Annotated in this window: 11 protein-coding genes; 2 read left to right on the top strand and 9 right to left on the bottom strand. The window is 49.0% G+C overall.

The features are described 5' to 3' along the window. Window positions 1-2: 2 nt before the first annotated feature. Both J4F31_02905 and J4F31_02900 read left to right on the top strand, forming a co-directional pair. Entirely contained in the window at window positions 3-791 is a 789-nt protein-coding gene (locus J4F31_02905) for a DUF4412 domain-containing protein (protein ID MCE2495518.1), read from the top strand. A gap of 35 nt (window positions 792-826) precedes the next feature. After that, a complete protein-coding gene (locus J4F31_02900; GenBank protein MCE2495517.1) occupies window positions 827-1666 on the top strand; it encodes a glycerophosphodiester phosphodiesterase in 840 nt (279 codons plus the stop codon). Here the strand turns inward: J4F31_02900 and queG are convergent. The 9 genes from queG to J4F31_02855 all read right to left on the bottom strand — a co-directional run bounded on the left by queG (window position 1640) and on the right by J4F31_02855 (window position 13696). Beyond that, on the bottom strand, window positions 1640-2587 hold the full coding sequence (queG, locus tag J4F31_02895; GenBank protein ID MCE2495516.1) for a tRNA epoxyqueuosine(34) reductase QueG: 948 nt from the start codon (window positions 2585-2587) through the stop codon (window positions 1640-1642). The two genes, J4F31_02900 and queG, sit on opposite strands and share 27 nt — an antisense overlap. Continuing rightward, the gene (ruvB, locus tag J4F31_02890; protein MCE2495515.1) at window positions 2587-3609 is read right to left on the bottom strand and encodes a Holliday junction branch migration DNA helicase RuvB; all 1023 of its coding nucleotides are present in this window, start codon (window positions 3607-3609) and stop codon (window positions 2587-2589) included. Before ruvB ends, queG begins: the two co-directional genes overlap by 1 nt. A 317-nt stretch (window positions 3610-3926) precedes the next feature. After that, complete coding sequence (locus J4F31_02885; GenBank protein ID MCE2495514.1) at window positions 3927-5684, bottom strand: cbb3-type cytochrome c oxidase subunit I; 1758 nt, start codon at window positions 5682-5684, stop codon at window positions 3927-3929. Between the two features lie 16 nt (window positions 5685-5700). After that, window positions 5701-6669: a cytochrome c oxidase subunit II gene (locus J4F31_02880; GenBank protein MCE2495513.1), complete on the bottom strand. Its 969-nt coding sequence runs from the start codon at window positions 6667-6669 to the stop codon at window positions 5701-5703. 15 nt (window positions 6670-6684) lie between these two features. Continuing rightward, window positions 6685-8100: a quinol:cytochrome C oxidoreductase gene (locus J4F31_02875; GenBank protein MCE2495512.1), complete on the bottom strand. Its 1416-nt coding sequence runs from the start codon at window positions 8098-8100 to the stop codon at window positions 6685-6687. 8 nt (window positions 8101-8108) lie between these two features. After that, on the bottom strand, window positions 8109-8597 hold the full coding sequence (locus J4F31_02870) for a cytochrome c (GenBank protein MCE2495511.1): 489 nt from the start codon (window positions 8595-8597) through the stop codon (window positions 8109-8111). Window positions 8598-8705: 108 nt separating this feature from the next. After that, entirely contained in the window at window positions 8706-9227 is a 522-nt protein-coding gene (locus J4F31_02865; GenBank protein MCE2495510.1) for a DUF3341 domain-containing protein, read from the bottom strand. Further along, complete coding sequence (gene nrfD / locus J4F31_02860) at window positions 9220-10596, bottom strand: polysulfide reductase NrfD (protein MCE2495509.1); 1377 nt, start codon at window positions 10594-10596, stop codon at window positions 9220-9222. The genes J4F31_02865 and nrfD overlap by 8 nt, the downstream gene beginning before the upstream one ends. A 25-nt stretch (window positions 10597-10621) precedes the next feature. Beyond that, complete coding sequence (locus J4F31_02855) at window positions 10622-13696, bottom strand: TAT-variant-translocated molybdopterin oxidoreductase (protein ID MCE2495508.1); 3075 nt, start codon at window positions 13694-13696, stop codon at window positions 10622-10624. Window positions 13697-13700 lie beyond the last annotated feature (4 nt).

Genomic DNA, 13700 nt, shown 5'->3' with positions numbered 1-13700 from the left:
TCATGAAAAAAATCTTGTTGACCCTGATGTTCATTGGGGCCATTCTATCGACACACGCGCAGTTTCACGTCATTCACATGGAGCAATCCGACGCAAAAGGAGCTACAGTGGAGCGAAAGACCGACTTCTATTTTCACTCCGAGCACTTGAGAATGGACACCCGTGTTGGCGAGTCCGCAAAACAAAGTGTGATCTACGACCGCAAAGCTGAAACGGTGTACATGGTCGACCACACCGCCAAGAAGTACTTTGTACTCGATCGGGAAGTGGCCGCAGAATTGAAAGGCCGCATTGAGCAGATGAAGAAAATGGCCGAGGAGCGCATTGCTCAAATGCCGCCCGAACAGCAAGAGATGGCCCGCAAAATGATGGAACAACAAATGGGCAACATCGAAGCGGATTACGGAATTGAAGCTACAGGTGAAGAAAGCGACATCAACGGCTACGATTGCTCTGAATATCTCATGAGCGAAGACGGTGAGTTGAAAAAAAAGATGTGGGTAGCCAGCTACGGCGACTTGGGAATAGGCAAAAAAGAAGTTGTTTGCCTCGAAGAATTCAGCGAACTAATGGGATCGTTCGCCGAATCAATGGGATCGAACCTCGGCGACAGCAACTTCTTATATCAAAAGGAAATTCAGGGGCTACCCGTTCGCTCCATAGATTACGACTACGGAAATCCCGCCGGACAAGACAATATCGTGGACATAGAAACCTATACGCCTACGGAGCAATTCTTCTCGATTCCCGGTGGATATACAGAACAATCAATTGACCAGGGCCCCCGATGAAAGGAGGTCTGATCATAAGTGCGATCATTCTTTTTATGAACGCCCACGCACAGTTTGATCTCCAAGGGCATCGAGGCTGTAGAGGTCTAATGCCCGAGAATACTATTCCGGCCATGATTCACGCTCTAGAACTCGGGGTTTCGACCTTGGAAATGGACGTGGTTATGACCGCCGACAACGTGGTGATCCTAAGTCACGAGCCATGGATGAACCCCGATATTTGTCGCGATGCTGCGGGAAAGGAATTAAGTGACGATAGAGAAAACTACTCCATTTTCCGCTTGACCTGCGACGAAGTGCGGTCATTCGACTGTGGGAGCTCGGAATACGATCGATTTCCGGAGCAAAAGAAGTTGTCAGTATACAAGCCAAGCCTGGAGGAGGTACTGGATACCGTAATTGCTTATTGCCGATCCAATGAGCCGGCACTTCCCTATTTGAATATCGAAACCAAGATCACGCCCCAAGGTGATGGTGTTTACCATCCTCAGCCGGAAGTTTTGGTCGAAGCCATCGCTTCGGTCGTGAACGGGACGCCTTTCGAAAATAAGATGTTCCTGCAATCATTTGATCCGCGAAGCCTCGAAGTAGCGCACAAAGAGCATCCTTCGTGGAAGCTCGTGCTGTTGATCGAAAAGGAACGCAATCCCGAAAAGGCCTTGAAGATGTTGAGCTTTAAGCCGGATGTGTACAGCCCGAACTTTGAATTGCTCGACAAAGAGACGGTAAAATACCTACACGAAAGGAGTATCCGCGTTATCCCGTGGACCGTTAACTACCTCCCCGATGCTGAGGTCATGTTGGAGATGGGGGTCGACGGCATCATCACCGATTATCCCGACCGTATATCAATCGAGGCGCTCGGAATCGAATAGGTAGGCGATATTTCGTTTAAGGCCTTCGTACTTCGTGCGTTTTACCGCCGATTTCTTAAAAATTTCATTGAATGTTTCTCGAGTGAGTTCTTGCCACTCCGATTTTCCCATACTCAAGAGGCTGGGGTGCGGGTCAAACGCCGGTTCGTTGTGCGGTTTTGAAAACCTGTTCCACGGGCACACGTCCTGACAAACGTCACAACCAAACATCCAATTATCGAACTGGTCGGCGTATCCGCCCGGGAGGGCGCCCTTCAATTCAATGGTGAAGTGCGAAATACACTTGCTACCATCGACCACGTAGGGTTCTATGATGGCGTTGGTCGGACAGGCGTCTATGCACCGAGTGCACGTACCGCAATAGTCCGACATCGGCGTATCGGCCTGAAGATCGAGATCACAAATAATCTCAGCGATAAAAAAGAAGGAACCTTCCTTCGGGTGAATGACGTTGGTGTTCTTACCCATCCAGCCGAGTCCAGAGCGCATTGCCCAGGCTTTGTCGAGCACGGGAGCCGAATCGACGAAAATGCGCCCATCGACATCGCCGAATTCCGTCCGCATTTCGTGCAATAGCTCCTTCAGTTTATCCTTTATTACAAAGTGGTAATCGGTTCCGTAGGCATATTGCGAGATCTTCGGTGCATCGGGGTCGTGTTGCCGTTGATCGGTGTAGTAATTGAAGGTCAGTGAAATCACAGATCCGGCGCCTGGAACCAGCTTCCGCGGGTCGAGTCGCTTATCGAAGTGGTTTTCCATGTACGACATAGAACCGTGCATGCCGCTTTGAAGCCATTTTTCGAGCCGTGGAGCCTCTTCTTCCAGAATGTCCGCCCTGGATATACCGCAGCCCAAGAATCCAAGCCTCACGGCTTGATGCTTGATGAACTCGGCCCGATGCGAAGTATCGGGGAGGCTCATCAGAACAGCGAGTTTTGATCTCCTGAGGGTTTAACGCCGAGGTGTTTGTACGCGAGCTCGGTTACCTGTCGTCCACGGGGGGTCCGCATGAGGTATCCTTGCTGAATGAGGAAGGGTTCGTACACTTCTTCGAGGGTGCCCGCATTTTCACCCACTGCCGTTGCTATGGTGCTGAGTCCGACCGGTCCACCTTTAAATTTCTCGATGACCGTCGACAGAATTCGATTGTCCATTTCGTCGAGTCCGTGTTGATCGACGTGTAAGGCTCCGAGTCCGTGTTTGGCTATGGCCATGTCGATGGAGCCATTTCCTTTGACCTCCGCAAAGTCGCGCACTCGGCGAAGCAGGGCATTCGCTATACGGGGCGTTCCTCGGCTTCGTACGGCGATCTCAATAGCCGCCTCATCTGTGATCGGCACATCTAGGATATCGGCCGAACGGTGAACGATGTGGGTCAATAATTCCACATCGTAGTATTGTAGGCGACTGTTTATCCCAAAACGAGCCCGTAGCGGAGAGGTTAATAAGCCGCTTCGCGTGGTGGCACCGATTAGGGTGAATGGGTTCAGGTTGATTTGTACCGTACGGGCATTGGGCCCACTGTCGATCATGATATCGATCTTAAAATCCTCCATGGCCGAATACAGGTATTCTTCAATAACGGAGGACATGCGGTGTACTTCATCAATGAAGAGCACATCGCGGTTTTCGAGGTTGGTTAGGAGTCCGGCGAGGTCGCCCGGCTTATCCAATACGGGTCCGCTGGCAACTTTGATATTGACTCCGAGTTCGTTTGCGATGATATGGGCCAAGGTCGTTTTTCCGAGACCGGGAGGTCCGTGCAATAGCACATGGTCTAGAGCATCGCCCCGGCGGTTCGACGCCTCGACGAATACCTCTAAATTGTCCACTACTTGTCGTTGACCAGCGAATTCACCAAATCCCTTTGGCCTCAGTGCCCGATCGAGTTCCTGTTCCTCGGGGCCCCACTCCTCTCCGGTCGGGTCCAAATGCTCGTTCATAGGCATCTAAGGTAAGGCAAATTCGCGCCTCGCGGTGCGAAGCGCAGGGCATAAAAAAAACTTCCCCTCCGGGTGGGAGGGGAAGCAACCAATCGAATGATCTATTAATCCAAACTAATCCTTAGACTGGCGGTTAGTGGAAAGAACTGATGGAGACAAAGAAAAACACAATCCCCTAACCTTTGAACCAAATGTAGGTTCACCTATCTAACCCCACAAACCGAGATTATTCAAAAGTCACATATTCGAATTGGTAAAATACAACGAGTCCCGCCAATTGACGGGACTCGAGCTAATTCGTTAGTCACAATGTGAACTTAATGAACCTCTTCACCCTCTTGTAAAGGCACGGTTTGAGGAACAAAATCATCATCCATACCGGGCTTGCTGTAGTCGTATGCCCAGCGGTGAACCTCAGGGATATCGCCTGGCCAGTTACCGTGAATATGCTCTACCGGGGTAGTCCATTCCAGGGTATTCGATTTCCAAGGATTTTGTTCGGCTTTTTTACCGCGGAAGATGCTGTATAAGAAGTTGAACAAGAAGAATGCTTGTCCAACTGCTGATAGGATGGCGAACATAGTTACCAGCACATTGATGTCGGTAAGGTTATCGAACATCGGGAATGCGGTGTTGCTGTAGTAGCGACGTGGCACGCCGGCAAGTCCTAGGAAGTGCATCGGGAAGAACACCCCGTAAGCACCGATGAAGGTGAGCCAGAAATGCCAATATCCCAATTGTTTGTTCATCATTTTTCCGAACAGTTTCGGGAACCAGTGATATACCCCGGCGAACATCCCGAAGATGGCCGAAAGCCCCATTACGATATGGAAGTGAGCCACAACGAAATAGGTATCGTGAACGTTGATGTCGAGGGCGCTGTCACCGAGGATCAATCCCGTAAGACCTCCTGAGATGAAGGTAGATACCAATCCGATCGAGAACAGCATCGCAGGTGTAAAACGGATATTTCCTTTCCATAACGTTGTGATGTAGTTAAACGCTTTCACCGCAGATGGAATGGCGATCAACAAGGTCGTAAAGGTAAATACGGATCCGAGGAATGGGTTCATACCCGTTACAAACATATGGTGTCCCCAAACGATGAACGAAAGGAAAGCGATGGCCAAGATCGAGCCCACCATAGCGCGGTAACCGAAGATCGGTTTTCGCGAATTCGTTGAAATGATCTCAGAGGTAATTCCGAGTGCCGGAAGAAGCACAATATATACCTCGGGGTGACCGAGGAACCAAAAAAGGTGCTGGAAGAGTACCGGAGAACCTCCATTGTTGGTCAACACTTCTCCCTGGATCATGATGTCGCTGAGGTAGAAGCTCGTTCCCATGGAGCGGTCGAAAAGCAACAAGAGTGCTGCCGATAAAAGAACCGGGAAGCTCAAAATACCAATGATAGCGGTTACGAAGAACGCCCAAATGGTCAATGGAAGACGCGTCATGGACATCCCTTTGGTACGCAAGTTGAGCACTGTTACTACGTAGTTCAAGGCACCGAGCAGTGAGCTAGCGATGAACAAGGTCATACTCACGAGCCACAAAGTCATACCGGCACCCGATCCTGGGATCGCTTGGGGAAGTGCTGAAAGAGGTGGGTTTATCGTCCATCCTGCGGATGCGGGTCCGCCCGTTACGAACAGAGAAATGACCATCACCACTGAACTTACGAAGAAGAACCAGTACGAAAGCATGTTAATGAATCCACTAGCCATGTCTCGGGCTCCGATCTGCAATGGAATGAGGAGGTTCGAGAATGTCCCTGAAAGCCCGGCGGTCAGCACGAAAAATACCATGATGGTACCGTGAATGGTGACGAGAGCGAGGTAGATATTGGGATCCATTACCCCGTCAGGTGCCCATTTACCTAAAAATGTTTCGAGGATAGGGAAGCTTTCACCTGGCCAGGCCAATTGCAAACGGAAGAAAACGGACATAACAAATCCGATGAGCCCCATGAGCATTCCCGTGATCAGGAATTGCTTTGCAATCATTTTGTGGTCCATCGAAAAGACGTATTTCGTGAGGAACGTCTCTTCGTGATGTGCGTGATTGTGAGCCATAATCAGTGACGGTATTTTAACTATTGGCCAGTGGCGTTTGTTCGCTCATCCAGCGGTCATATTCTTCTTGGGAGACCACCTTGATGGTCATTTGCATGCTGTAGTGGGCTGCACCACAAATCTTGTTACAAAGCAGGATATAATCGAACTCCGGATTACCCGTTTCTTGTCGCATTTGATCCGTGGTCTTGGTCGGGGTAAACGCAAACTGCGTATTCATACCCGGTACGCAGTTCATTTGCATTCGGAAATGAGGGAAGTAAGCCGAGTGAAGTACGTCTTGGCTACGGAATTTGAACAACATGGGCTGGCCTACCGGTAGGTAGATCTCCCCTCGACCGAGAACATCATCTTGGCCAAATTCATCTTCCATATCGATACCTACGATGTTCGCACCTTGGATGTTGCGAACATTTGCTTCTCCAAGCATACCATCCTGTCCGGTGAATCGAGCCGTCCAGTCGAACTGGCGTGCATAGAATTCTACCACTTGAGCATCACTTGTATCCTTATTGACGATTCCCGACCAGGTTTTGAGACCATAAACGATCAAAACGGTCAGTACGATCGCTGGAATAGCGGTCCAAATGAGTTCCAGACGGTTATTGTGTGAAACGTAGGATGCCTTGTTCTCTTTCTTTCCGCGATAGCGATAAGCGAAGAAGAACAACAAAGGCTGGGTAATCAAGAAAACTACGATGATGATTCCCATAGTGATCGCCATCAAATTGTCGATCTGCACTCCATGCTCTGAAGAGGCTCCCGGCAACATAAGTGGTTCCCACTTAAACCACATCCAGAAGAACGACACGACCATAGCGATCATGAACAGAAGCATTAAAGCTCCTTGGTTGCGGTTGTCTTTGTCGTTAACCTTGTTGGTATTCCCGCCGCGCAACTCCGCAGACAATTCGAGAATACGTATCACCTGTACAACGGCGGCTACGACCAATACAACTGTTAAGGCTATCAATAATTGATTCATATCCCTAGTATCCTATTAAATATGGTGTAACTCGCTTTCCTTGAGCATTGGGTGATTCTTTTGAATCAATGGCACTTTTGAAAGCGTATTGAAGACCACCAACATGAACAATCCGGCAAATCCGGCAAATCCGCCCAATTCAACGATTCCAAAATGCCAGTGCTCTCCCATGGTTCCCGGAGTGATCATGCAGAAGAAATCCAACCAATGTCCAAACAAGATCATGATACCTGCGGCGATCAAGAAACCGAAGTTTCGTTTCGAATCCCGACTCATAAGTACGAGAAGTGGCATAATGAAATTCAATACCAATGCGGTAAAGAACGGCAATTTATAATTGTCGAATCGAGCCATGAAGTAAGTTACCTCTTCCGGAATGTTAGCGTACCAGATGAGCATGAACTGACTGAACCATAAATAAGTCCAGAAAACACTGAACGCGAACATGAACTTTCCTAAGTCGTGAATGTGGTTCTCGTTTAGGCTATCCATGTAACCCAGCTTCTTCAAGTAAACGGCCATCATGGTAAGTACAGTTAATCCGCTGACGAACATAGATGCAAAAACATACCATCCGAACAGAGTACTGAACCAGTGTGTGTCGATCGACATAATCCAATCCCAAGCCATAGTTGAGCTTGTAACGGCAAAGAATACAGTAAATATTGCTGATACTTTAACGCTCTTACGGTAGTTATCGATTCCACCCACTTCGTCTTCGCGAAGGCTGAGTTTGCGCAATATACGCGTAGCCCAGATCCAACCGAGAAGGTAAATGATCGCTCGAAGAATAAAAAATCCAAAATTCAAGAACGGTGTTTTTCCCGCAATGATAGAATCGCAATGTGGATTTTCGATGACTTCTTCACCGTCCATGCCCTCATAGTCTGCTGCGTACATATGGTGCCCACCACTATGATCTTCCCCGACCTCTCCATGCGCATCATGTGGAGCGTGGTCAGAACTGTGGTCATCGCCGTGAGCTTCTTGGCCGTGTATATCTCCGTGATCGTCGGCATGTGCTTCAGCGGAATGATCGTCACCATGAGACATTCCGGCTTCGTAATCACGCAATTCAGCGACGGTTACTTCCTCAGTCGTGATAAATGTGTCCATCCAGTGGTACATGTGGTGCAAGTGCATTCCACCGGCCACGATAATCACGACCATGAATCCACCCGCGATCGGCAAGTACGATCCCATAGCTTGCATCAATCGGTTCAATTGAACCGACCAACCCGCTTGTGCGATGTATTGAATTCCCAGGAAGAAGGTGCCGATCAAGGCGATTCCCAAGAAGAAAGTATTATTCACCAATAATGCAGGCCAAGCGCGATGTGCGTCGGCAATAAATCCATAAGCGAAGGCCAAAACTCCGACCCCGATCAGGATATATGCAAGTCTTTTCAGTTTAGCTGGTACTTCAAACATAGCCCCTCTTATTTACCGGATTCGAGATCTGATTTCAACTTCAATACATAGCTGGTGATCTTCCAGCGCTCCTCCGGAGTAATTTGTGAAGCATGTGCACCCATGATGTTGCGACCGTAGGTGATCACGTGGTAAATACTTCCTTCAGTAATAGCTCGTCCGGCATCATCATACGATGGAACACCGAGGATCTTCTCATTTTGAACCAATTTACCTTGACCCATTCCTTTAGGCCCGTGGCAATGATCGCAGAAGATGTCGTACAACTCCTTGCCCTCGGCCAACCATTCGTCTTCGTGACCTGCGATGGCCATAGCGTAAGGATTGGATAGGGTTGTCTTTGCAGAGTCGTACCCCGCTTCGGAGTTAGGATACTCGTAAGGAACGAACCCGCGAGGAATCGTTCCTTCCACAGGTTTCAAAGCGCTTACGCCATCGGCGAACAGATCACTTTCCTCGTAAGTATCTATGGACTCAGCCCGATACATGTCGGGCATGTATTCAATGCCCGGAGTTTTGTTGTCCTTTTGACATGAAGTACTCGCCACGGAGAAGATCGCCAGTGCTCCAAGTCCCAAAAGACTAGTTTTCAAATACTTCATTTCTTAAGCGTCTTTTTGATTAACCTCGACGGCTCCTGTTGACTTTAGCGCGTCTGAAATCTCGTCGACATTACCGCCCGACTCGATCTCCACGAGAAACATATCATCAGTAGTTCGTACATCAGGATTTTGTCTTGGGCTTCCCGGAAACATTCCATTACGCACCAAAAAAGTGATCACCATCAAGTGACCGGCAAATAATACGGTACATTCGAACATAATAGGAACGAAGGCAGGCATGTTAGCGAGGTAGGTAAAGCTTGGCTTACCCCCGATATTCTGCGGCCAATCCGCGATCATCATATAGTACATCATCGAAATGGCAAACGTCAATCCAATGAGTCCGTAGATGAATCCCGCAATGGACAAGCGCGTTGGCGCCAGTCCCATTGCGTGATCTAGTCCGTGTACCGGAAATGGTGTATAAACCTCTTTTATTCGAATTCCTTTTTCACGAAGCGCCTTCACTCCCGAAAGCAATACATCGTCGTCATTGTATAGACCGTGAATCAACTTCTTACTCATGGTGATGCTTTTTTTGCTCCTCTCCGGAAGATTTCAAGATCATCTTCAACTCAGCCTGTGCGATAACCGGGAAGGTGCGCGCATACAGCAGGAAGAGTACAAAGAAGAATCCGATAGTACCGATGAAAATTCCAATGTCCACAAAAGTTGGAGAGAACATAGTCCAGCTCGAGGGCAGGTAATCGCGGTGTAGAGGGGTCACGATAATCACGAAGCGCTCAAACCACATACCGATGTTTACGATGATCGATAAGAAGAACGTAAAGACGATACTCGTTCTAAGTTTTTTAAACCACATCAACTGCGGTGAGATCACGTTACAGATCATCATGGACCAGTAAGCCCACCAATAAGGCCCTGTAGCCCTGTTCAAGAAGGCGTATTGCTCGTACTCAACTCCGGAATACCATGCCATGAAGAGCTCGGTGATATAGGCAATACCCACGATTGATCCCGTGAGCATGATCACGATGTTCATCAACTCGATGTGTTGGATGGTGATGTACTGCTCCATCTTGACCACCTTCCTCATAATGATAAGCAGGGTTTGCACCATAGCAAACCCTGAGAAGATAGCTCCGGCAACGAAGTACGGAGGGAAAATAGTGGTGTGCCATCCAGGGATCACCGACGTGGCAAAGTCAAACGATACGATCGTGTGAACCGAAAGTACCAGCGGAGTAGCCAAACCAGCCAACACCAAAGACAATTCCTCGAATCGCTGCCAGTGTTTCGCTTTTCCTCCCCATCCAAAACTCAAAACCGTGTAGATCTTCTTTTGGAAAGGTTTCACTGCACGGTCACGAATCATAGCAAAATCAGGAATCAACCCCATATACCAGAAAACCAACGAAATCGACAAGTAGGTCGAGATCGCGAAAACGTCCCAAAGAAGCGGTGAATTGAAGTTCAACCAAAGGCTTCCAAAGTTGTTTGGGATAGGAAATACCCAGTAAGCATTCCAAACACGACCCATGTGGAACAAGGGGAATAGACCTGCCTGTACAACGGCGAAGATCGTCATGGCTTCCGCAGATCGGTTGATCGACATACGCCATTTCTGGCGGAAAAGCAGCAATACTGCCGAGATCAATGTTCCGGCGTGACCAATACCTACCCACCAAACGAAGTTGGTGATGTCCCAGGCCCAACCAATAGTTCGGTTTAGACCCCAAACCCCGATTCCGGTACCGACAGTATAGGCTAAGCAACCCATTCCCCAGAGGAACATGGCAGCTGATATCCCGAAAACGATCCACCAGGAACGTCCGGCAGAAGTTTCGATCGGCCTAGCCACTTCTTCGGTAATGTCGTGGTACGACTTCTTACCGGTAATTAGTGGCTCGCGTATGGGCGATTCGTAATGCATAAGATTCTCCTTTATCTAAATAGGTTTAGGCTTTGTTTCTCACTTTAGTCTGGTAGAATACGGAAGGTTTTGTTCCGATCTCTTCCAACAGATAGTAGCGGCGTGGCTCCTCGCGAATCTTGTGCACACGACTCTCCGGATCATTTACATCACCAAAGGTGATTGCTCCCGTATCACAAGCTCCTGCACAAGCAACCGTGAAGTCTCCGTCCGCAACCGGACGACCTTCACGTTTAGCTTCCAATTTACCCAATTGAATGCGCTGCAAGCACATAGTACACTTCTCCATGACCCCACGTGCACGTACAGTTACATCCGGATTCAACACCATTTTACCCCATTCGTCCTGAGCCGGGTTTACATCATTGAACTTAGAATAGGTAGGGTAGTTAAACCAGTTGAATCGACGCACTTTGTAAGGACAGTTGTTCGCACAATAGCGCGTACCGATACAACGGTTATAGGCCATGTGGTTCAATCCTTCAGAGCTGTGAGCCGTTGCCCCTACCGGACAAACCGTTTCACAAGGAGCGTGGTTACAGTGCTGGCACATTACCGGCTGGAATACCACTTCGGGTGCATCGGCCGGATCTTCCATGGCTGCATACATCTCAATGGCTCCTAATCCTTCCTCTTCTGCACGATCCTTGGTCATCTCACTGCTGTAATAGCGATCGATACGCAACCAATGCATATCGCGTGAGCGGCGTATCTCGTCCTTACCAACGACCGGTACGTTGTTTTCTGCTTGACAAGCAACCACACATGCACCACACCCGATACAGTTATTCAAATCGATCGATAGGTTCCACCAGTGGCCGGTAGTCTTGTCGAACTCTTCCCACAAGTTCACCTCAGAAGCCGGCTTTACGCCTTCATGAGTTTCAAATGTAGGTTCGTCATTACCGGCGCTTGGATTGGCAATGAATTCTTCAAGCGTTGTTTCTTTCACAATGTGGCGTCCCATCATTGTGTGAGCCAACTGGATACACGCAAACTCGTGCATTCCGTCGACCTTTTCGATGGTCACTCCTGTTTGTGTTGTACTTCCATTGAGGTAAAGAGGGAATGCGTTCACCCCTACTCCGTTACCTACGATTCCGGCTGCCGTACGTCCGTAACCAAGCGCGAGACCTACAGATCCCGGTGCTTGTCCGGGCTGAATCATTACCGGTACATTCTCGACAGTAGTTCCATTCACCGTTACGTTCACTAAGCTTCCGTTCAAAGCTCCATTCGAGGTATTCTCATTCACCAATCCCATCGCTTCTACATCCGTGCGAGAAACGGTGAGGTAGTTATCCCAGCTCGTACGGGTGATCGGATCAGGGAATTCCTGAAGCCAAGGATTGTTGGCAGATGCTCCTGATCCCAATCCGGATTTCGTATAGAGCTCAAGCTCTAAATCCGAACCTTTTTGCTGAGCGATCGCGCGGGCCGCTCCCGAAACGTCAACCAAAACAGGGGCTTCTTTCGACTCGGTATTCTCTCCGGCCGATTGGGGTTGCACGTAGAAACCATCGTGCACGGCCCGATTCCATGAACCGGCCCCGGCTACCAAGATATTCTGTCCCCAATGATTCTTGATGAAATCATAGGCCGCACCCTTTCCGGTCCAAGCCAACATGTTCTCCAAAGGACTTCTAGTGTCGTAAAGCTTTTGTATGGTAGGCTGCGCTAAGGTATAGTAACCTTCAACCGGCATTGCATCATCCCAACTTTCCAGGTAGTGGTTCGTCGGCAGCAAATAATTCGCAGAAATAGCCGTCTCCGTCATACGATCATCCATGACCGCGGTCGTGTCGACCTTCTTCATGGCCTCGGCAAATTCAGCACCCATTGCGTGGCTGTAAACGGGGTTCACGCCCATCATTACGAGCACTCCTACCTGACCTGCCTTCATATCAGCAAGCAATGTCGCTACCTCAGCATCATTTCCTTGCTTGGTTTTATTCGCTCGATCAATATCCAAAGTAGCTCCGTAGTTCCCCAAGATCTGATTGATCGCGATCGTCACCTTTTGAACGTCCGCGTCATTCGATCCGGCCACTACCAAAGACTTACCACGAGCAGCCCAAAGCTTATTAGCTACGGCATTGACATCGGCGTCATAAGCGGTTTTTGTACTGCCTACGGCAGGATTCCCGTTCTTTGCTGCCAAGGCGTTGTATAGAGAGAGGATGACCTTTCCTTGCTCACTCGGCTTCACCATTACGCGCTTATCGGCATTCGCTCCAGTGATCGACATATTGCTTTCGAACTGCCAGTGCCGGGACATCTTGCCATGACGTGGGTCACGCATTTTGATGTAGTCGCGAGAGTTTCCAAAGTTCAAATGCTCTCCCAGAAAATCAGCTCCCACGCCAACCACTACTTCGGCTTTATCGAAATGGTACGATGGTAATGCGCGCTTTCCAAATACTTCTGAATGTGCGTCCAAGATTCCGCTATACGAAACGGCGTCATACGAAACGTGACTCGCTCCCGGATGCATGGTCATGAACTCCGCTCCAACGGCGTTAATCGATGGACTCGTGATCGAGTTGGTCAAGAAAATCACTTTTTTACCCGCGGCTTCCGCATCAGCAATGGCCTTCTTTATGTCAGCGTCAACAGTTGCCCAAGTGATCTCTGCGCCGTCTTTCATAGGAGCCTTCGAACGTGCTGTATCGTAAAGGTTCAAGACGCTGGCCTGAACACGCGATGTCATTGCTCCATTCATTGGAGCGTCGTTGTTCGTTTCAATCTTGATCGGACGACCCTCCCGAGTTTTTACCAGCACACTGGCAAAATCTTCACCGTCGCTATACGTTGTTGCGTAGTAATTCGCTACTCCGGGGGTAACTTCCTCAGGTTTGACTACGTACGGGATTACTTTTTGAACCGGCGTTTCACACGCGGCCAAGGTAGCCGCAGCCGTTGAGAAACCCATAAATTTTAAGAAGTCACGTCGCGTAGTTTTGGTGTCGCTTACTTTCTCGTCACCTAAAAAATCGGCCGTCGCTACCTCTTCGGGAAATTCGTTCTTGGCTAGTTCTTGAACTGCTGCATCATTCTGCAACTCTTCAATTCCTTTCCAGTATTTCTTCGTTGTTGCCATACTG

The organism is Flavobacteriales bacterium (assembly GCA_021296215.1).
GTDB lineage: Bacteria > Bacteroidota > Bacteroidia > Flavobacteriales > ECT2AJA-044 > ECT2AJA-044.
Note: the sequence above shows the minus strand (reverse complement) of the source record. Positions and strands in the feature narration are given on the sequence as shown.